We start from the raw sequence: 21,492 nt of genomic DNA, 5'->3' as shown, positions 1-21,492 counted from the left end.
AAAGGAGAAATGGTAATCCCAACTCTCCTTTCTTTTTTAAGCAGTTAAACAAAAAACTAGTTAAATGAGCTAATTACTTAAACGTCGACCAAATTGGTGCGTGATCAGACGGTTTTTCAATACCGCGTAGCTCGTAGTCGATGCCCGCTTCAGTACACTTATCGGCAAGCTTTTGAGTTGCTAGGACTACATCAATACGCAGACCGCGGTTGTCTACGAAACCTTTTGAACGGTAATCAAACCAAGAGTATTGATCGTTTACTTCAGGGTGCAGTAAACGGAAGCTATCTACAAAACCCCAATCCATCAATGTTTTTAACCATTCGCGCTCTTCTGGTTGGAAAGAACACTTCCCGGTTTTCAGCCAACGTTTTGCATTAGGTTCACCAATGCCGATGTCAGCATCAATTGGGCTGATATTAATGTCGCCCATTACGATCACTTGTTCATCTTTATTGTGGTAATCGTTTAGGTAAGTCATCAAGTCTTTGTAGAACTGGCGCTTGTACGGGTATTTGGTTTCATGCTTGATGTTATCCCCTTGAGGGAAGTAACCATTTAGTACTGTAACCTTTTCACCATTTTCATCTTCAAACGTCGCCATGATCATACGCTTTTGATGGTCTTCATTGTCGGTTGGGAAACCTTTCTGAACAGAGATTGGCTCTTGCTTACACAGCATAGCCACACCGTAGTGTGCTTTTTGGCCGTGAAAGTAAACCTTGTAGCCCATCGCCTCAACATCAGCAATAGGGAAGGCTTCATCGTGTACTTTTATCTCTTGCAGACCAATTACGTCAGGTTGGTGTTTATCGATAACAGCTTGCAGTTGATGAAGTCGGGCTCTTAGGCCGTTGATGTTGAAGCTAATTACTTTCATTTGTTTTTATACCTCTCGTAAACCTTTGTCACTGCGAGTTTTCAAAGGTTTTTTGATTTGGTGGATTTCATGGTTCATCGTATTTAACCATGCTTAATAATTTCTGTCGCCATTTTGTCGAGACTAAATGGCGACATTAAATGATGTGAATACTTACAGTTACGCTGGTCTATTGAGTTTTTAGTAAGTCTAAAAAGAAGGCGTATTCAAGAGCATCTTCTTTTAATCGCTTAAATCGACCAGAAGCGCCACCGTGACCGGCTTCCATATCGGTTTTGAACACAAGTACGTTGTTGTCTGTTTTCATCTCACGCAGCTTCGCGACCCACTTCATAGGTTCAAAGTACTGTACTTGCGAATCATGCAGACCTGTTGTCACCAACATGTTCGGGTAGTTTTGTACCTTAATGTTGTCGTACGGTGAGTAACTCAGCATGTAGTCATAGTAGGTTTTATTGTTAGGGTTGCCCCATTCATCGTACTCGTTAGTCGTAAGAGGGATCGACTCGTCAAGCATGGTTGTTACTACGTCAACAAACGGAACATGTGCTCCGATGCCTTTATATAGTTCAGGCGCTTGATTGATGATTGCTCCCATTAATAGACCGCCAGCTGAACCTCCCACCGCAAATACTTTATCTTTAGCGCCGTAGCCTTCTTCAACTAGGCCCTTAGTCACATCGATAAAGTCATTGAACGTGTTTTGTTTGGTCAGCTTTTTGCCGTCTTCATACCAAGGGCGACCAAGCATTTCTGAACCGCGGATGTGAGCGATCGCAAAAACGAAACCTCGATCAAGCAGGCTGAGACGAGTCGAACTGAAGGTCGGTTCAATGGTAGAACCGTAAGATCCGTAGCCGTATTGGTAGATTGGGTTAGTACCGTCTTTCTTGAATAAATCTTTGCGATACACCAAAGAGACAGGTACTTGCTTGCCATCGCGAGCCGTAACCATGCTCCGCTCTGATTGATAATTATCCGCTTCGAAATCACCTAATACTGGTGTTTGCTTTTTGATTTCAGATTCACCCGTACTTAGGTCGAAATCGTAGTAAGTCCCCGGTGTAGTCAAGCTGCTGTAATAGATTCGAACTTTTGAGTTATCTAACTCATAGTTACTCGTTAAGTAAGCGGCGAAAGCGGTGTCGTTAAATTCAAGTGGGAACTCTTTGCCTGTTGAGAGTTGGCGAACCGTGACTGTTGACAAGCCATCCGCACGTTGCTCGTAAACAAGATGGTCATCAAACAACTCGAAATCAACAAGCTGAGAGTTGTCGTCTGCTGCAATGACGTCGACCCATTTTGAGCGGTCATGCATGTCTTCTGCTGCGACTTTCATTAAACGGAAGTTGACCGCTTGGTAGTTGGTGTAGATGTAATACCAATCACCCAGTTTAGCGATGCTGTACTCAATTCCAGTCTCTTTTGGGTAAAAAGCTTCGGCTTTAGCCTGTGGATTGTTGGCATCGATGACTGAAACACCACTGGTTTCTGTGCTCGAGTGCCAAATGTAGACCTCTTCACCATCTTTGCTTTTGCTCAATGAGGTGTAGTAAGCGCTGTCGGTTTCTTCGTAGATTAATTCATCGCTTGCTTGAGGTGTGCCTAAAACGTGGCGGTAAACTTGGTAACCCAGCAGTGTTTGTGGATCTTTCTTGATGTAGTAAAAGGCTTGGTTATCGTTTTGCCACGCGATAGCACTCGAAGCACCTTCAATTTCATCTTTTAGGTATTCACCAGTGGTGAGGTCTTTAATCTTGATGGTGTAAATGCGGCGACTCAGGGTATCTTCGCCATAGGCCAACAAGTTTTCGTCTGGGCTGATTGTTAAGCCACCGATACTGAAGAATTCGTGTTCTTTTGCTAGTTCGTTAACGTCTAAGATGACTTGCTTGTCTGTGCCTAAAAAGTCTTTTTCACGCAAGTGAACTGGATATTCGTTGTCACCTGTAACTTTATTCGAGTAGTAGTAGCTGCCTTTACGAACCGGTACTGAATTGTCGTCTTTCGCGATTCGGCCTTTGATCTCTTCAAATAACTGTTTTTGTGTTGATTCTGTATGCTTCAGCACAGCCTCTGCGTACTGGTTCTCTTGCTCAAGATGCTTCAAGATCTCTGGATCTTGGCGTTCATCATCACGCATCCAGTAGTAATTATCGATTCGAGTATCACCATGAATCGTCATTGCATGAGGGACTTTCTTAGCAACAGGAGCTTGTGTCTGCTGAGCGACGAGTTGAGATGGAGAGTAGTGTTTCATGGTTGTTATTCCTTGATTGCTGCATCCAGCGACAAGCGCCACCGATACGGCTAATGTGGTTAAAGCGAAACGCATCTGTATATCCTTAGTGTGCACCTTACTCGTTTTAATGCCAGCATCCTTTTCTATCAGAGCCTAGGTACCTTGGTTTTCTTCCAGTGATATTATTTATAATTGGATTCTGGATATGCACTTTCAACGTAAGTGTCTGTTATTGTTTTCAAAAAATCAAAGTAATGTTAAATGAAATTGATGATAGATGTGGGTAAGGGGAAGCGGGTAACAAAAAGGGACACACTTTTCAGTATGTCCCTTTTCTGTATTTGGGTAGGATTCGAGCTTGCTTTAGATAGCCAATGGCATTTCGTTTGAGTGGTCAGGTTTACGATTGACCCAACGTAAACCAAGCATCACGATAAATGACATTGCAATCATCAAACAACCGAGTGGAAGCTGGTCTTGAGCAGGGAAGAACGATGCCAACAATGTTGCGATACCAGCACCTAGGTTCTGCATACCACCTAAGATCGCGCCTCCTGTACCTGCATGGTATGGGAATGGCGAAAGTGCACCTGTTGTTGCCGCCGGGAATAAGATACCAGCACCCAAGAAGTAAATGGTTGCACCGCCAATCAAAGTTAATGCTGTTGTTTGGCCAAATAGACCCGGTATAAGCACCACGGCTGAACCGACTAAGATCGACACTAGGCCGACATTAAGTGCGCGGCGCTCAGAACGACGTTGTGCGATGTAGCTAGATAGGCCTGCACCCACTAAGTAGCCCGGAATAGGCAAAACAAACAACAAGCTGACTGTGGTTGCCGGTAAACCCAGTGCACCACCAAGTAGCACACCAGCCGCTGCTTCAAATACTGCGACGCCCGCAAACGTTGCCACTAATACTAGTAAGAAACCTTGGAAGCGTTTGTCAGACAGAACGAATTTGTAGCTGTTTACAACAGACTCGTTTTTGCGTCGTTCTTTTGGCAGAGTTTCCATCATGCTCGTCATCATGGTGATCACAACCGCGATACCAAACAGTGCTAGGAACAAGTAGCTAGAACGCCAACCGAAAGCTTCTGTTAAGTAACCGCCCAAAACAGGGGCCATTAGTGGTGAGAAAATCACACACATGCTGATTAAGCTATTTGCGCGGTGCAGCTCTGCGCCTTCAAAGCAGTCACGAGTCAATGTACGAGACATCGCACCGCCACAACCTATGCCTAAACCTTGGATAAAGCTGCCCGCTAGGAACCATTGATACTCATGAGCGAACAACGCCAGCAAAGTACCGATGATGTAGATGATCAAACCTGCAACGATTATAGGTTTACGACCGAGGCGATCAGAAAGCGGGCCGTAAACAAATTGCGATAGACCATAAGGGATCAAGTAGCACGCCATCACAGCTTGAAGTGAAGACGCAGAAACCAAGAACTCACCCGCCATATGACCGATAGAAGGCACGTACATCGTTTGAGTCATTTGACCTACGGCTGTCAGAATAGCGATTAAAAAGGTAAGTTTCGCTAATGGAAACGAGGCAGACATTTGCGTATCTCTCCAAAAATTAAAGACGTAAAAAGCCTTAGCGCTCCATTGAGGAGAGCCAAAAGAATAAAGTATTCAGGGAATCTAGGCGCGAGATATTAGAGCTTGATTGACGACTTAGCAATCAAAAAATGTGAAGTTGATCAAGATAAAAATCTATAACTTGGATTAGAAAAAGTAATCCAAATTCACGGTGTATTAAAGATGTAGAGTGTGGGGGATGGGCTTCCTTGAAATGCCTTTTTGATAAGGCAATATTTCCATTAAGAGTGTTAGTTCAAAGATGTGTCTAAGTTGCGAACACCGTTAGTTGGGCGTTCTTGCTTCAATAGTTTAACTTGGCGTGACAAGCTGAAAGCTCTTGAAATCACAGTAACAAAAGACAAAAAACACGACTTATTAACATTTATGTAAACTTTCGTTTTATATGTGCGTAAATTGTGCTGTAATCATCCGCTAAGCTATTCGTCTAACTCATTAACATTGTGGACAGCAATCCGTTATCAATGTGAGAGTTATGGTTAAGGAAGTCTTTTGGCTTAAATAAGGATATTAAATGCGCTCTCTATCGGTACAGTGGAAAATAACCCTCTTAGCAGGTTGTTGCCTAATCATTACTTCACTGTCTCTTATTGGTTTCTCGATCTATAACGCGACGAGTAATCAACAAGTCATCAAATCTCAAAGCTCAGAATCAGTTATCAATAAAACTCAGCAGTTGTTGGCGTCTGTTTCTCAGCTTAATGCTCAAGAAACTCAACGTTACGTCGACGAAGCTATTTACCGCGCAGAGATGCTAGCGGCAAGTGCTCAGTTTCTAAAGAACAATGCCGATGAAAATTTTACGCCAAGTGAAGAGCTTCGTACTGCGCTGGACGAGATGGTGCGTCGTTCAGTTTTAAACTTTGATTCGATTCAAGGGGCGTATTTAGTCTTTAAGCCAGACTTGCTCGATAGTGAAGATGCGAACTACGTTGATGCCGATTATGTCGGCTCTAACGAAAAAGGCCGTTTTGCACCTTATTGGAAGGTGGCAGACAACGGTGAGAATGTTCTGCCGAATGTGCTTTCAGAATCGATATTGAGTGATGACAGCAACAGTGAGCGTTTCTACTGTCCTTTGTCATCAGGGCAAACCTGTATCAGTACACCAAGAGTTGTAAATAGCGGGGGTAAAACCTTACTGACCTCTTCAATCTCTGTGCCTATTTTAGTCGATGACATGGCGATCGGTTTCTTAGGGATTGATCTCAGACTAGATGGCTTAACCAATGTAGTAACTCAATCTGACCAAAGCTTGTTCGATGGCGCAGGTGCGGTTTATGTGGTGAGCCTAGATGGTTCTGTTATTGCTTCTGATGATTCAAGCATTGCGGTTGGTTCGAGCTTCCAAAGTGACAATACCAACAGCGACTTGATGACCGACTTTATCTTTGGTGGCGAAGTGACAACGAAATGGAGTGAGAACGGTGAGTGGTTACTCGCATTCGCTCCAGTTGTGGCCGCTAACCAAACTTGGGGCGTGTTGTTCGAGATTCCAAGAGAGAGTGTCGTCGCCGATGCAAATAAATTGGATTCCATCATTAGTACGAAATTAAGCGAAGGCATCAAGACAGAAGTGATCGCAGGTACTGTGTTTATTTTCTTTGGTCTAGCTATTATCGCATTTGCTTCACTGTCTATTGTTAAACCAATTCGACAGGTGGTAGAGAGGTTGAATGATATTGCTTCTGGTGAAGGTGATTTAACGCAGCGCTTAGAAGTGAAATCTCAAGATGAAATCGGCCAGTTATCGAAAGGGTTTAACCTGTTCTTAGATAAGCTTCAGCACACAATCAAAGAAGTGGTTCTAACGACGGAACAGGTGGCGAGCACAACTAGCCAAGCGAAAGCGTCTGCATCAAGCACACGTGAAAGCAGCGAATCTCAATTCAAAGAAGTCGATTTAGTTGCAACAGCGGCAGAAGAGATGACTCAAACCGCAGGTTTAGTGGTACAAAACGCAGAAGTTGCTGTTGATGCAGCGTGCGAAGCGAACCGTTCAGCTCAGCAAGGGCAAGAAGTTATCGAGCTTTCAGCCGGCGAAATGAGAAAGCTGGTGGAACGCATGTCGAGTGCTGTGCCTATTGTTGAAGAGCTAGCGAAGAATAATGGCAACATCACAGAGATCTTAAGTGTGATTGAAGGGATCTCTGAACAGACTAACCTACTAGCACTGAATGCTGCGATTGAAGCGGCAAGGGCAGGCGAACAAGGTCGCGGATTTGCGGTTGTTGCTGATGAAGTAAGAAACCTAGCAAGCCGCACACAATCATCAGTGGGTGAAATCAGAGCTGTGATCGATAAGGTTCATGCTGGTACTCAAGATGTGGTTGAGGCGATACAAGAAGGTAATATTCTCGCCAACGATACTGCGTTGCATGTCCAAAAAGCGGTTGAAGATCTGGGTTCGATCTTTACTTCGATAGAAGCGATCAGTGATATGAACAATCAGATCGTAAGAGCGGCAGAAGAGCAGCAATCGGTGTCTGGTGAAGTGAATCAAAGCGTCGTTAACATTCGGGACTTGAGTGCGAAGATCTTGGAACAAGCTGCGGCTTCTGAACAAGTGGGCAACGAAATTGATCAGCTGTCTCAGCAGCAACAGAAATTGGTCAATCAGTTCAAGGTATAACCTTTAAGACTTAATAAACTCTAGAATTGAAAAAGGGACAAATGAAGATTTCATTTGTCCCTTTTTTATATCTTGCTACCAAAGCTAGTCAACAACGAGCGGTTGACGCTGCTTACTCTTCGATGAACCAGTAGCCTTTGTTCACTAATTCAGTCACCACAGTTACTCCTGAAGGAGATAGGGCAGTAGCCGAAGTAATTACAGTTTTATCGCAAAGTATGTTGAGTAACGAAGAGTCCGCTTCATCAACCTTAACCACTTCGCCATTGATGTAAGCTGTGTTGCTTTCATTTTCGTGGTAAAGCGCTTTTAAGCCTGATACACGATGGATCTCGCCTTCAGACTCCAAGTGTTGAGCGATCTCTTCTTGAGTCCATAGTGGCTCTGGGGCAACGATATCAAGTTGATGGCGTGATTGGCTCAATAAACAACCCATGAAATCACTCACGGTTTCAGGCTGTTCTGATGCGGACTTCAACATATCAGTTAGGTTACTCAAATCTGACGAACGAATCTTTCCGTAGCCATCTTGCGTTTTGAACTCTGGATCATGCAGGTGCACGTCGCCCATATCATGAGCAAGCACAAAGTCGGCAAAGTTACTGATTAACTCTTGCTCTTTAGGAGAGCGGTAGCCAATAGAGTAGCTCATTGATGGTTCAAGCGTGTTGCCTTCGTGTGGGAAGCCTGGCGGGATATAAAGGATATCACCTGGCTCTAAGGTTTCATCAATGATTGGCTCAAAGCCTTCTATTTGGCGTAGAGCAGACGCTTGTACGGTCTCTTTGTATTGACCGACATCTTTCGCGCCCACTTTCCACTGACGTTTACCTTGGCCTTGAATGATGAATACATCGTATTGATCGATATGAGGGCCAACACCGCCTTCCGGTGCTGAGTAGCAAATCATCAGATCGTCGAACAACCAGTTTGGTAATTGTTGGAACGCTTCAGTCAATTGATTTGCACCTTGATGCCAATGGTTGGCTGCTTGAACGATCAATTGCCAATGTGTTTCTGTGAGTTCACCAAACTTCTCTTCAGTAAATGGTCCGTGTTCGGCTGTCCATTTGTTGTCGAGGTTAGAAACAAAGCGAGAATCCACTTCTTCTTCCATCGATAAACCAGCAAGTTCTTCCGGCGAAATTGGGTCGACGAAATTTTGGAAGCCACCTTTTAAGATGGTTGGTTTTTTATGCCAGTAGTTTTCAAGAAACTCGGGCATAGAAAAGCTAAGTTGGTACATGTGAATCCTGTATGTTTTTATGCTAGATTCTAGATTCTAGATTCTAGATTCTAGATGCTAGTTTGGCTTGTAAATCTTGCTGGACAATCTTAATTGCTTCTAACGCAACCTTAGGATCGATCTCGTTGCTTTCGAGTAAGTAGATAAGGTCGACAGCTAACTTAACTTCTTCAGGTGCGTTATCCAGTGGTGATGATGTGTTATCAGTGCTCATTTCGCTTAGGGTTCTCTAAGTTAATCAATCTCTCAATGTTCTTCATTGAGTCCTCACAGCGTTCCAATCGTTCTTTTGCGAGTTGCCAAGCCTCTTCCGCTTTTTTCTGATGGTGGCGTGGCGCAGAATCAAACGCTAACTTTCGTGTTTGAACTAAATCGACGAGCCGCTTTTGCCAATCTTGGTGTTGTGCGAGTTCGTTGTACAAGTCGTTTAAGCTTTTCCCTGATTTACTTTTCCTATCTAGGCGCAAATCGTGGTTGGCTAACTCTCGCTGAATCGCTGCAATCTGGTTGGTCAGCCTTTCAGTCAGATAATTTGCTCGTGATGAAGTGAGCTGATTGGTGCTCTGTTCACGAATAATGGTGTTATAAGTCGCCTGAGTTTCAAGGGCATAAGGAAGAAGAGTCGAGGCTCCGCACTTAAACAAGGCTCTATCAAACAGTGCTTGATGATAAGCGCCACGAGACTTATCGACCTGAGAGCAATGGCCAATCAAGGTATCAATAACACTTTTGAGCTTTGAAAACTGATTCATTTTGCTTCCCATTTGCTGGTGGTTATAAGTTCACAAACCACGCTTCGTAAGCCAGTTTAATTGCAAGCACGCTGACCACAGTCACAAACACAGGTCGTATAAACGTCGCACCAAAACGAATTGCGGAGTGTGCGCCAACGAATGCCCCAGCCATTAAGCAAACACCCATGGTTAAACCAAGAACCCAATCAATATGACCAAGAATTGCAAAGGTCACTAAAGAAGTGAAGTTACTGGTAAAGTTCATGGCTTTGGACAGACCTGAAGCAAGCAAGATGTTTAGGCGATAAAGCGCCATAGAACTTACTGTCCAAAATGCGCCAGTTCCCGGGCCCGCAACGCCATCGTAAAAGCCAAGAATGAAACCTTGGTACTTTTGCTTTTTCTTAAGCACAGGGCAGGGTTTCGGAGACACGTTGTGATTGGCATTTGGTGTCTTGTGAAAAATGGTATAGACCGCTGCAGCAAGAATAACTAATGGTAGTACTTTCTCTAGCCACTCAGTGCTTATCGCATCAACGGTTAAAGTACCAATAGTCGCGCCTATCAAGGTGGCTATGAATGCGTTGATCCAACATTCGGGCTTAAATAGCTTTTTACGATAGTAAGTAAAGGCTGCGGTCGATGAGGCAAATGTTGCAGCGAGCTTGTTCGTCCCTAGTGCAATATGTGGCGGCAGGCCAAGCGACAGCAAAGCTGGGACGGTTAACATCCCACCACCACCGGCGACTGCATCAATAAAGCCCGCTGCAAATGCAACTAGAGCGAGGATAACCAACATGGTTGGCTCAATCATTTCCATAAATAGCTAGTGTTCTCGTTATTGGCTGTTGATGCAGCCACACGAATAATCGATGGATTAATCATGTTGGGTTGTGAATGCAGGGCCTAGCGATAACTGGCCCATAACTACCTTTAGGGTAGGAAAATTAGTATTTTATTGTTCTTTTAAAAGGCGGTAGTGAGTCGAGTAGGGACTTCCCGTATCGCTTCGTGACCATGCGTCTATCAAGGATCGTGACTTTACCAGAATCTCGTTCTTTACGCAGTAGTCGACCGACAGATTGAATAAGCTTTTTACTCGCTTCTGGAACAGTAATCTGCATAAAAGGATTACCGCCACGAGATTCAATATATTCTGAATGTGCTTGTTCTACAGGTGAAGTAGGAACGCCAAAAGGAATCTTGGTAATAACCAGGTTTTCAAGAAGCTCTCCTGGTAGATCAAGACCTTCTGAAAAGCTGCCGGTTCCAAAAAGAACGCTTGTTTTACCTTGGTCTATGAGCTTTTTATGTTTTTTTAGGATTTCGGTACGTGAAGTATCACCTTGAACCTGCAAAGCCCATGACTTTTTAACGAAATCTGTTGCCAAAGCTTCTGCAACTTTATTCATTTGCCAGTAAGAAGAGAATAGAACGAGATTGGCTTTGTTGTCTTCTATTACCTTAGGCAAAATTTCAATAAGATATTCGGTAAACTGAGGCGCTTGCGGTTCGTATTTCATGGCTGGAACAATCAGCTCCGCTTGATTTTGATAATCAAACGGTGATGCTAAAGCCAGAAATTGCACGCCATCTTCTTCTTTTTGACTGATCCCCGCTTGGTGACAGAAAAAGCTGAACGAGTTGAGTGCTCTCATGGTCGCAGAAACAAGTACCGCGCCGACACAACGGCTCCAAATCTGTTGGTCAAGCTGCCAACCAACTTCGAGTGGAGAAACATTCACGACGAAATCGCCTTCACTTTCTTTATTGAGTTCAAGCCAGCGAGCTAAAGGCGCGCCTTTTTCGCGTTTAGGTTCGGCCATTAAGCGCCAAACTTGCGCTAGGTTTTCCGTTCTTTGTATATAGAAGCCGATTTCAGCAAGCGCAGGCTCGGCTAACTTCGCTGAAAGCTCTCCATCTTTAACACGCTCAGCAATAAGGTCTGCAATCTTAGCGACAGCTTGACTCGCTTTTTGACTCAATTGTTTGAGGTCTTTAGATTCGTTCTCTAACCATTCTGGTAAGTCACCATGTTCAAAACGGTACAATCCATCTTCAAAATGGGTGGCGTCAAACTGCTTGCTTAGCTGAGTCAGAGTAGGAATTAGCTGTTGTACAGAATCTTGCAATTCATTTCTGAATCGACCCACTCGTTTTTCATCCGCCAAGCCTGAAAGCTTGGTGATGGATTGATTTAAACGCTCTAGCCATGAGGCGGCACCTTTTAAGCTTGCCGCCGCAGACGAGTGATCTCTCGCTACGTGTGGTAAGTGGTGAGCCTCATCGAATATATAGATGCTGTTTTCTGGCTCTGGCAGTATCACGCCGCCACCTAAGTCAGCGTCTGCCATCACCAAGCTGTGATTGGCAATAATCACGTCTGCTTTATCTAGCTCTGAGCGTGCTTTTTGGAAAGGGCAGTCTCTATGAGTAGGCATACTGTTATTACAGCTGTGCTTATCACTGACAATCATTTGCCAAATCATATTGTCGATTGGTTTCGGCCATGAATCACGGTCACCATCCCATTTACCTTGAGTCAAACTGCGGTACATGGTCTGTAATTGTTCGATGTCTTTTTGCTTTGGCTTGGATTCGAACATAGCCATCTGACCACCATCAACCCCACAAGCAGCGGCTAGCTTTTCGGCACAGCAATAACGCTGTCTACCTTTGGCGAGTATAAAAGAGAACTCTCTATCAGTTAGTCTTCTATATAGAGGGAGATCTTTATTTACGAGTTGTTCTTGAAGTGCAACTGTCGCTGTTGAAATGACGATTTTTCGATTGTTGAGTACCGCAACCGGGATCGTCGCCATTAAATAAGCAAGTGATTTACCAATCCCCGTTCCTGCTTCAGCAACAATCATGCGATTACTTTTGTGGTATTGACCACAAAGTGTCTTCGCGATTTCTGCAACAAGGTAATTTTGAGCACGTCTAGGTACAAAGTTGTCCAACTGATCTTGGAGGTTTTGATAACTGGTGCGAATAGAATTTTGAATTTTAGTAGTTAGCATACTGTGACCTACGTAACGGAGCGAGGATAGTAGCACATATCACTAGTCGGTACATTTACCGTGAAATAGCTTGCTTTTGAACCAAAGGTAGATCTTGTTCACAAAAAAAAACTGAACCATCAGGAACTTAACGATTTTATTTATCTTGCGAAATATAAATATTAAAAAAGACTGGCTTGTAGGTGTTAAATTCTGATTGTTGGTTGTTTTTTAGATTGTTGGTGGTGTTTAATTCTGTTTTGTTCTTTTTTTGGGTTATTATATTTCCTGGTAAAACTAAGGATAACCTGCTCGTAAAACAATGAAAAAAAATGTAAGTCTTTGATTTTGATTGATTTATGTTTTTTTTAGGTTTGTTTTTAGTTTATTTGACACGCAGGATAATCTTTTGCAATCTAGACCTCGAAATTTAGTGACGGTGATTAACCAACAAAGAGTGGTAATGACCAGTCATAAAAAATAAAAGGGAACCGGGCAAGGATCTCCCATTCTTAGAAAAGGCAGTGGATTTATTATGAAAAAGACTCTATTAGCGCTAGCTATCGCAGCGGTATCAACTTCTGCATTCGCAGTTGAAACAAGTTCTCAAAACTCTAAGCCAATGTTTGAGTTTGAAGACATGCACAAAGACCAATTCTCAGTATCTGGTGCTTGGGGTGTTGGTGGTTACTACGATTCATACTCTGGTGCATTCTACGATGATTGGGCAACTGCTCTAACACTAGCTGTAAGCTACAAAAACAACCGTTGGGTTGGTTACTTTGAAACTGACTTAATGATGAACTACATCTCTGACACAAACGAGTCAGCTAAAGTTTCAGAAGTATACGGCGGCATCGAGTCTGGTCCAAATACTGACGTTGATAAAGCATGGTTAGGTTTTGACACTGGTTTTGGTGTTGCATCTTTCGGTTGGGAAAATGATACAGCTCTAGATAAAGTTGATGGCGCTGGTGATATGACTTACGAGTTTGGTGCTTCTGCTGGCGATGCTTCTGATGCATTCAACGTTGTTAAGTTCCAAGGTGCTACTTCTGGTTTTGCTTACGGTGTTTCTTACTTTGAAACAGACGAAAGCCACTCTGCTGCTGACAAAGGTGTGAACGGTTACGTTGGTTTCGAACACGAAATCTTCAACATCTACGCTGGTTACGAAGATCGTGACGAAGCAGATTACACGGTAACCTCTGTTTCTGGTAATGTTAAAGTTGGCGATGCTGTAAAACTAGGTTTCAATACTTGGATTGATGACGGTGAGAAAGACGCAAGCAAAACAAATGCAACAAATAAGAAGAACACTGGTTACTACCTATCAGGCGCATTCACTGCATCTGAGCAAGTAACTGTTGCTGCTGGTTACGGTGCAAACACTAAAGAGCAAGATTTTGTTGCTGACAAAGATTACAGCTACATGAACGTTGCAGTAATGTACACGCACAGCGATCGCCTAGACATGGGTATCGATATCAAGCAAGAGCTTGACGTACCACAAGGTGTTCGTGCTGAGAGCTCTGACGAAGAGACATTCGTATTCGCAGCTGCTTACTACTACTTCTAATAGTCTAACTCTTAGTTAAGTAACGCTGTAAAAGCCAGTCTTATGACTGGCTTTTTTGTGTCTGATATTTGTCAACGCATATAAAAATGGCCGCTCAAACTAGCGGCCATTTTTATATTCTCGGTATTTAGACTTTAAATCTCTTTCCACTCACCAGGCTGAAGCTGACCTACGTTCATGTCACCCATTGAATAGCGAATAAGGCGCAGGGTAGGGAAGCCGATATTTGCTGTCATGCGTCTTACCTGACGGTTGCGCCCTTCAATGATAGTAATTGCTAACCAGGTTGTTGGTATAGCGGCTCTAAACCTTACTGGAGGAGTTCTCTCCCAAACAGCAGGTTCAGACATTAACTCCACCTTAGCAGGTAACGTCATACCATCTTTTAGTTCTACACCTTTTCTCAATTTATCTAAATCTTCCTCAGAAGGTGCGCCTTCAACCTGTACCCAGTAAGTCTTTGGTGATTTTGAGTTCGGTTGAGTCAGCTTAGCTTGAAATATGCCATCGTTGGTCAAGACCAATAGCCCTTCGCTGTCACGATCAAGTCGGCCTGCGGCATAAACATCTTTAACTGGAATAAAATCAGCCAGTGTTTTTCTGCCTTCTCCATCAGTGAATTGGCTTAAGGTATCGAATGGCTTGTTGAACAAAATAACCTTGCGATCTTCGAGTGCAATTTTAGGTTTTGCGTTCGCAGGTTTCGCTTTGTATCTGTGTTTACTTGAGTGCGATTTCTTATGCGAATTACCAGTGTTATTTTTATCACCGTTTCGGCCTTGTCTGTTGCCGCTTTGTTTTAATGTGGCGCCAGAACGAGCGGGTTTGTCTGAACGAGATGCGCTGCGTGAGCGAGTAGACATGTTAACTACCTTGCAAAAATGTAAACGAAGTGTGCTGAAAAGTTTTCACTGAAACGGAATTGAGCTATCATTTGCGCGCCTAAAAGACACAAAATAGAACAAGTTTATGGACTCTTAAGCCTGATTTGTTTAATTATACCTACGTGTTTTATTATAACAACGCACTCACGGATTTGGTTCATGCTGTCATTAGATTGCATGAAAAATAAGATAGAGTACGACTATCGAGTAAGCAGTTTTCACTCATAGAGTAGCTTACTGGTCAATTTATAACATTCTCACTTTTTTAAGTGAGCTTGTCAGAACTATAGGGAAATTTCATGCCTACTGAAAAACCAACTATCATCTATACCATTACAGACGAAGCTCCGGCACTAGCAACTTATTCTTTGCTGCCAATCATTCAATCTTTTACGGCTTCTTCTGGTATTGACGTTGATACTCGCGACATTTCACTTGCAGGGCGCATTATTGCCAACTTCCCTGACTACTTGAATGAAGAGCAACGTATTGGTGATGCATTAGCAGAACTAGGTGAATTGGCTAAGACACCAGAAGCAAACATCATCAAGCTTCCAAACATCTCTGCATCTGTACCTCAACTTCAAGCAACCATCAAAGAGCTACAGTCAAAAGGCTACGCACTTCCTAACTACCCAGAAGAAGCAAACACTGACGAAGAGAAAGCAGTAAAAGCGACTTACGACAAGATCAAAGGCAGCGCAGTAAACCCAGTACTACGTGAAGGTAACTCTGACCGTCGTGCACCACTATCAGTTAAAAACTACGCAAAGAAAAACCCACACTCAATGGGTGCTTGGTCTGCGGATTCTAAGTCTCATGTTTCAAGCATGGACGACAAAGACTTCTTTGGTAGCGAAAAATCGACAACGATTGAAGGTGCTACTGAAGTTAGCATCGAGTTTGTAGGTAAAGATGGCGCTAAGAAAACACTTAAGCCAGCTTTTGCACTGCAAGATAAAGAGATCATCGACGCATCAGTAATGAACAAAGCTGCTTTGGTTGCGTTCTTTGAAAAAGAGATCGCATCGGCTAAAGAGCAAGGTGTACTGCTTTCTCTGCACATGAAAGCAACGATGATGAAAGTCTCTGACCCTGTGATCTTCGGTCACGCGGTTAAGGTTTACTACAAAGACGTTTTCGCTAAGCACGGTCAGCTTTTTGAAGAACTAGGTGTTGATGTTAATAACGGCATCGGTGATGTCTACGCGAAGATTGCAGCGCTTCCTCAAGATCAAAAAGAAGTAATCGAAGCTGACCTGCAAGCGGTATACGAAACACAACCACCACTAGCGATGGTTGATTCGGATCGTGGTATTACCAACCTACACGTACCAAGCGATATCATTGTTGATGCATCTATGCCAGCAATGCTCCGTTCTTCTGGCCAAATGTGGGATCCAGAAGGTAAGCAAAAAGATACCAAAGCAATGATCCCAGATCGCAGCTACGCGAGCATCTACCAAGCGGTTATTGATTTCTGTAAAGAGAACGGTGCGTTCGACCCAACAACTATGGGTAGCGTACCAAACGTTGGTCTGATGGCTCAAAAAGCAGAAGAGTACGGTTCTCACGATAAGACTTTCATCCTAGAAGCTGCTGGTCAGGTTCAAGTGGTTGATGCTTCTGGTGCAGTACTTCTTGAGCAAGAGGTAGAGGAAGGCGATATCTTCCGTATGTGTCAGGTGAAAGACGCACCGATTCAAGACTGGGTTAAGCTTGCGGTAACGCGCGCGCGCGCTACAGGTGTTCCAGCTGTATTCTGGCTAGATGCTTCTCGTGCACACGATGCAGAGCTTATTAAGAAAGTAGAAGCTTACCTTCCTGAGCACGATACAGATGGTCTTGAACTTAAGATTCTTGCTCCGCTAGAAGCAACTCAATACTCACTAGTTCGTATCAAAGAAGGTCTAGATACTATTTCGGTTACAGGTAACGTATTACGTGATTACCTAACTGACTTGTTCCCAATTCTAGAACTTGGTACATCAGCTAAGATGCTATCGATTGTTCCACTAATGAACGGTGGTGGTCTGTTTGAAACAGGTGCTGGCGGTTCTGCTCCTAAGCACGTGCAACAAGTAGAGAAAGAGAACCACCTTCGTTGGGATTCTCTGGGTGAGTTCTTAGCATTAGCAGCATCACTAGAGCACTTAAGCGTAGTAACTGGTAACGCTAAAGCACAAGTTCTGGCTGACGCACTTGATAAAGCAACGGGTGAATTCCTAGACAACAACAAGTCACCTTCACGTAAAGTGGGCGAGCTTGATAACCGTGGTAGTCACTACTACCTAGCAGCTTACTGGGCTAAAGCGCTTGCAGAGCAAACGGTTGATGCTGACCTAGCTGCTGAGTTCGCAGGTGTTGCGAGCCAACTGGCTGAAAGTGAAGAAGCGATTGTTGCTGAGTTGAACAACGCGCAAGGTGTGGCGGGTGATTTAGGTGGTTACTACCTACTTGATGATGCACTTGTTTCAACACTAATGCGCCCAAGCTCAACACTAAACGCATTTATTGACGCATAGTGATGGGGCTCATCGTTAGTAAGTCATGAACGTGATTTGTTAACGAATTACTTGGTCGGATGGCTAAGTAATAGATAAAGTCAAAATGAGAGACGCTTTAACGGTAACGTTAAAGCGTCTTTTTTTTGTTCTTTTGTCATCCTCCTAAGCCCTAGCTTAATTGGAACACACCCTCGAACTCATTGTTTAGTGGGCAATCTTAGAGCTCCTAAAACGAAAAAACCGCTCACGTAATCCTGTATTACAGGTATTAAATGAGCGGTTTCAATATTCTGTTTACCTGTCAGCCGTTAAGCACGACTGATGAAGGTTAACATGAGTTGGCATTCGCCTATTTTGCGGCGCTGCCTTCTACAGGAACAACAGAGCTAGCGTGCGAGCCTTTGGGTCCACTTTCTACTTCATAGTCGACCTGCTGACCAGCCTTTAAGGTTCGATAACCTTCCATTTGTATTGTGGAGTAGTGCGCGAAAATATCGCCGTCTTCACCTTCTGGACAAATAAAGCCAAACCCTTTGGCATTGTTAAACCATTTTACTGTACCTGTAGCCATGCTATACATCCCTCATGCATTTTGTTACTAACGTTGTTATATCAATTGTTGTAAGTCAGATTGATATCATTCCTATCACCTAAAGAATTTCAGCTGATAGCTTGAATCTCATACATTGCTTACGGAAATTAACGCTACCCTGCGTAATTATTCCTTATTGTTAAGTTTTAAAGCGTGTTACTGGTTTTAAATCATGTTGCAAAAATGTATTAAAAAACCTTTTAGCTCCAATGTAGCTAATGATTGAGCACAGTCAATAGCAAATTGGTATAAAATTGATCAAACTTAATAACAAATCACATTCGAGATTAACTGCAAACTATTAACTAAATAGTAACTTAGCGGTGATCTTATCGTCAGTATCAATAGTTATGGCGTCTTTTTAATCAATCACATATGTTAATCCTGTTAATCGAGATCTTTTATTTGCAGCGATGGAAATGGTGGATTAGGCTCAGTATAGAGGAATATTTTTTGGTACTGTTTCTCGGTGCAGTTTCTTAGTACACCGTAAAGCGTGAATGTGGTAAATTTGAATTAGGCAAACACTCACGACTTCCGAAAAATAACCCTTAGCAAAGCGATATGAGCAGAAACTTTGAATGGGCATCTCCAGGCTCAGATTTACTGGAGAAAGAAGCAACAAAAGTAAAGCCACCGGCAATGTATAACGTTGTGTTAAATAACGATGACTACACGCCCATGGACTTTGTAATCGAGATCCTAAAGCGATTCTTCTCACTAGATATCGAAAAAGCAACGGAAGTGATGCTCAAGGTTCATTATGAAGGTAAAGCTATATGCGGCACGTACAGTGCTGAAATAGCGGAAACAAAGGTAGCGCAGGTCACGATGTACTCAAAGGAAAATGAGCATCCGCTACTATGTACAATGGAGCAAGTATAAATTGCTCGAACAACACTGTTGTTCCCTTAGGAGGTACTTATGCTAAATAAAGAATTAGAGTCGAGTTTAAATGGCGCATTTGCTCGTGCGCGAGACAAGCGACATGAGTTTATGACTGTCGAACACCTCCTACTAGCATTATTAGAAAATGATGCGGCCAAGGAAGCGCTCCAAGCTTGTCAGGCTGATCTCGATGCTCTTCGCAATGAGCTCGATATTTTTATCGATCAAACGACCCCACTTATCCCTGAAAGCGACGAAACTCGTGAAACTCAGCCAACATTGAGCTTTCAACGAGTACTTCAACGCGCTGTTTTTCATGTTCAATCTTCAGGTCGCAGCGAAGTAACAGGTGCAAACGTACTTGTGGCTATTTTTAGTGAGCAAGAGTCTCACGCGGCGTATCTTCTTAAGAAAAACGACATCAGTCGCCTAGACATCGTTAACTTCATCTCACACGGCATTACTAAAGCCAGCAACGAAGGCGATAGTGCTTCATCATCAGATTCATTTGGTGGTGCAGAAAATGCTGAAGAAGCGAATTCTGAAGATCGTTTAGAAAATTTTGCGACTAACCTTAACGAAGTTGCGAAGCAGGGTAATATTGACCCTCTAATTGGTCGTGACAAAGAGCTTGAACGTACTATTCAAGTCCTATGTCGTCGTCGTAAGAATAACCCTCTTCTAGTGGGTGAGGCGGGTGTGGGTAAAACTGCTATCGCTGAAGGTCTTGCGTGGCGCATTGTTGAAGGTCAAGTGCCTGAAATTATTCAGAGCAGCGTGATCTACTCTTTAGATATTGGTTCACTGCTTGCGGGAACGAAATATCGTGGTGATTTTGAGAAACGTTTTAAAGCGATTCTTAAGCAACTCGAGAAAGAAGAAGACGCGATCCTATTCATCGATGAGATCCACACCATTATTGGTGCGGGTGCAGCATCTGGTGGTCAAGTTGATGCCGCAAACTTAATTAAGCCGTTATTAAGCAGCGGTAAATTACGTTGCATTGGCTCAACAACTTACCAAGAGTACAGCAGTATTTTTGAGAAGGAGCGTGCGCTATCTCGTCGTTTCCAGAAAATCGATATTGTTGAACCATCATTAGATGACACGACTAAGATTCTGATTGGCTTGAAGCCAAAATACGAAGCTCACCACGAAGTCCGTTACACTAACAAAGCGTTGCGTGCGGCTGTGGAACTGTCTGCTAAATACATTAACGAACGTCACCTACCTGATAAGGCGATTGACGTAATTGATGAAGCAGGCGCTCGTAGTCGCTTAGCACCAGCAAGCCGTCGTAAGAAAACGGTAAGCGTGGCTGATATTGAGTCAATGGTTGCGAAAATGGCGCGTATTCCTGAGAAGTCAGTATCGTCTTCAGACAAAGATACGCTGCAGAAACTGGATGACCGCATGAAAATGTTGGTATTCGGACAAGACCCAGCTATCGATGTATTGAGCGAAGCGATCAAGCTAACTCGTGCAGGACTAGGTGCCGACAATAAACCGGTTGGTTCATTCCTATTTGCAGGTCCTACTGGTGTGGGTAAAACCGAGGTTACGGTTCAACTGTCTAAACTGATGGGTATTGAACTGCTGCGCTTTGATATGTCTGAGTATGGTGAACGTCACTCAGTGAGCCGTCTAATCGGTGCTCCTCCTGGTTATGTTGGTTATGACCAAGGTGGTCTTCTGACTGACGCGGTAATCAAGAACCCACACTCTGTTGTGCTACTGGATGAGATCGAAAAAGCTCACCCAGATATCTTCAACCTGCTACTGCAGGTGATGGATAACGGCACACTAACTGATAACAACGGCCGTAAAGCGGATTTCCGTAACGTTATCTTGGTGATGACAACCAACGCTGGTGTTGCTGAAACTGAGAAGAAATCGATCGGCCTGATCCAACAAGATCATGCGCCAGACGCGATGGGCGAAATTAAGAAGGTGTTTACTCCTGAATTCCGTAACCGTCTTGATAACATCATTTGGTTCAACAGCTTGGATCCAAGTGTGATTAGCCAAGTAGTCGACAAGTTCATTGTTGAGCTTCAGGTTCAACTGGACGCACGTGGCGTATCTCTAGAGGTTTCTGAAGATGCTCGTCACTGGTTGGCAGACAAAGGCTACGATAAGACCATGGGCGCTCGTCCTATGGGGCGTGTGATTCAAGAGAAGCTTAAGAAGCCTCTTGCGAATGAATTGCTGTTCGGTAGCTTGGTTGATGGCGGTACGGTTAAAGTATCTCTGAAGAAAGACGAACTTGACTTCATCTACGTTGGTGCAAAAGAAGAGGTTATGCACTAACCAATTGATATATCGTTCAAGAGCTTAACTATAAAACGCATGACTTAGGTTGTGCGTTTTTTTATGCTTGCGAGATGCGACGGATAGGTTTTGTTAAAGGGCAATGTTCAGGCGATAAAAAACGGAGCATTGAGCTCCGCTTCTTATTGTATTCGCTAATTAATAATTAACGAGCACGGAAGACGATGCGGCCTTTAGAAAGGTCGTATGGAGTCATCTCAACAGTTACTTTATCACCAGTAAGAATACGGATGTAGTTCTTACGCATTTTACCAGAGATGTGTGCTGTCACTACGTGACCGTTTTCAAGCTCAACACGGAACATTGTGTTTGGTAGAGTATCAAGGACAGTGCCTTGCATCTCGATTACGTCTTCTTTAGCCAT

At 43.5% G+C, this 21,492-nt stretch carries 16 protein-coding genes; 5 read left to right on the top strand and 11 right to left on the bottom strand.

Annotated elements, in window-relative coordinates:
• Positions 1-73 precede the first annotated feature (73 nt).
• From xthA to emrD, 3 genes are all read right to left on the bottom strand, one after another.
• Complete coding sequence (gene xthA / locus FLM53_RS02585; protein ID WP_123301206.1) at positions 74-880, bottom strand: exodeoxyribonuclease III; 807 nt, start codon at positions 878-880, stop codon at positions 74-76.
• A gap of 169 nt (positions 881-1,049) precedes the next feature.
• The gene (locus tag FLM53_RS02580; protein WP_176680915.1) at positions 1,050-3,140 is read right to left on the bottom strand and encodes a S9 family peptidase; all 2,091 of its coding nucleotides are present in this window, start codon (positions 3,138-3,140) and stop codon (positions 1,050-1,052) included.
• 345 nt (positions 3,141-3,485) lie between these two features.
• Positions 3,486-4,691, bottom strand: coding sequence for a multidrug efflux MFS transporter EmrD (emrD, locus tag FLM53_RS02575; RefSeq protein ID WP_218113489.1), 1,206 nt, complete (start codon positions 4,689-4,691; stop codon positions 3,486-3,488).
• 556 nt (positions 4,692-5,247) lie between these two features.
• On the opposite strand from emrD, the gene FLM53_RS02570 reads away from it, so the two are divergent.
• Positions 5,248-7,365 carry a methyl-accepting chemotaxis protein gene (locus FLM53_RS02570; protein ID WP_176680158.1) on the top strand — a complete coding sequence of 706 codons (2,118 nt, stop codon included), beginning with the start codon at positions 5,248-5,250 and terminating at the stop codon, positions 7,363-7,365.
• A gap of 112 nt (positions 7,366-7,477) precedes the next feature.
• Here FLM53_RS02570 and FLM53_RS02565 read toward each other — a convergent pair whose 3' ends face one another.
• The 5 genes from FLM53_RS02565 to dinG all read right to left on the bottom strand — a co-directional run bounded on the left by FLM53_RS02565 (position 7,478) and on the right by dinG (position 12,368).
• A complete protein-coding gene (locus FLM53_RS02565) occupies positions 7,478-8,611 on the bottom strand; it encodes a cupin domain-containing protein (protein ID WP_176680157.1) in 1,134 nt (377 codons plus the stop codon).
• 43 nt (positions 8,612-8,654) lie between these two features.
• Positions 8,655-8,825 (bottom strand): pleiotropic regulatory protein RsmS, encoded by a 171-nt coding sequence (gene rsmS / locus FLM53_RS02560; protein ID WP_176680156.1) that lies wholly within the window; start codon positions 8,823-8,825, stop codon positions 8,655-8,657.
• Complete coding sequence (locus tag FLM53_RS02555) at positions 8,815-9,363, bottom strand: primosomal replication protein (protein ID WP_176680155.1); 549 nt, start codon at positions 9,361-9,363, stop codon at positions 8,815-8,817. The genes rsmS and FLM53_RS02555 overlap by 11 nt, the downstream gene beginning before the upstream one ends.
• Before the next feature lie 22 nt (positions 9,364-9,385).
• On the bottom strand, positions 9,386-10,165 hold the full coding sequence (locus FLM53_RS02550) for a TSUP family transporter (protein WP_048659683.1): 780 nt from the start codon (positions 10,163-10,165) through the stop codon (positions 9,386-9,388).
• A gap of 127 nt (positions 10,166-10,292) precedes the next feature.
• A complete protein-coding gene (gene dinG / locus FLM53_RS02545; RefSeq protein WP_176680154.1) occupies positions 10,293-12,368 on the bottom strand; it encodes an ATP-dependent DNA helicase DinG in 2,076 nt (691 codons plus the stop codon).
• 514 nt (positions 12,369-12,882) lie between these two features.
• On the opposite strand from dinG, the gene FLM53_RS02540 reads away from it, so the two are divergent.
• The gene (locus FLM53_RS02540; RefSeq protein WP_176680153.1) at positions 12,883-13,926 is read left to right on the top strand and encodes a porin; all 1,044 of its coding nucleotides are present in this window, start codon (positions 12,883-12,885) and stop codon (positions 13,924-13,926) included.
• A 134-nt stretch (positions 13,927-14,060) separates the two neighbouring features.
• Here the strand turns inward: FLM53_RS02540 and FLM53_RS02535 are convergent, their stop codons facing one another.
• The gene (locus FLM53_RS02535) at positions 14,061-14,789 is read right to left on the bottom strand and encodes a pseudouridine synthase (protein WP_176680152.1); all 729 of its coding nucleotides are present in this window, start codon (positions 14,787-14,789) and stop codon (positions 14,061-14,063) included.
• Positions 14,790-15,109: 320 nt separating this feature from the next.
• Between FLM53_RS02535 and FLM53_RS02530 the strand changes: the two genes are divergently transcribed.
• Positions 15,110-17,335, top strand: coding sequence for an NADP-dependent isocitrate dehydrogenase (locus tag FLM53_RS02530; RefSeq protein ID WP_176680151.1), 2,226 nt, complete (start codon positions 15,110-15,112; stop codon positions 17,333-17,335).
• A gap of 331 nt (positions 17,336-17,666) precedes the next feature.
• On the opposite strand, the gene cspD is transcribed toward FLM53_RS02530, so the two are convergent.
• Complete coding sequence (gene cspD / locus FLM53_RS02525) at positions 17,667-17,888, bottom strand: cold shock domain-containing protein CspD (RefSeq protein ID WP_004736548.1); 222 nt, start codon at positions 17,886-17,888, stop codon at positions 17,667-17,669.
• Positions 17,889-18,473: 585 nt separating this feature from the next.
• On the opposite strand from cspD, the gene clpS reads away from it, so the two are divergent.
• Together clpS and clpA are read left to right on the top strand one after the other, a co-directional pair.
• Positions 18,474-18,794, top strand: a complete 321-nt coding sequence (clpS, locus tag FLM53_RS02520; protein WP_176680150.1) for an ATP-dependent Clp protease adapter ClpS — start codon at positions 18,474-18,476, stop codon at positions 18,792-18,794.
• 39 nt (positions 18,795-18,833) lie between these two features.
• Positions 18,834-21,107: an ATP-dependent Clp protease ATP-binding subunit ClpA gene (gene clpA / locus FLM53_RS02515; RefSeq protein WP_176680149.1), complete on the top strand. Its 2,274-nt coding sequence runs from the start codon at positions 18,834-18,836 to the stop codon at positions 21,105-21,107.
• Positions 21,108-21,273: 166 nt separating this feature from the next.
• On the opposite strand, the gene infA is transcribed toward clpA, so the two are convergent.
• Positions 21,274-21,492: a translation initiation factor IF-1 gene (gene infA / locus FLM53_RS02510; RefSeq protein ID WP_001040192.1), complete on the bottom strand. Its 219-nt coding sequence runs from the start codon at positions 21,490-21,492 to the stop codon at positions 21,274-21,276.

The sequence above is a fragment of the Vibrio sp. Scap24 genome (assembly GCF_013394185.1).
GTDB classification, from domain to species: Bacteria; Pseudomonadota; Gammaproteobacteria; order Enterobacterales; family Vibrionaceae; genus Vibrio; species Vibrio pomeroyi.
The sequence above is the reverse complement of the archived record's forward strand: the minus strand, read 5'-3'. Positions and strand labels throughout refer to the sequence as shown.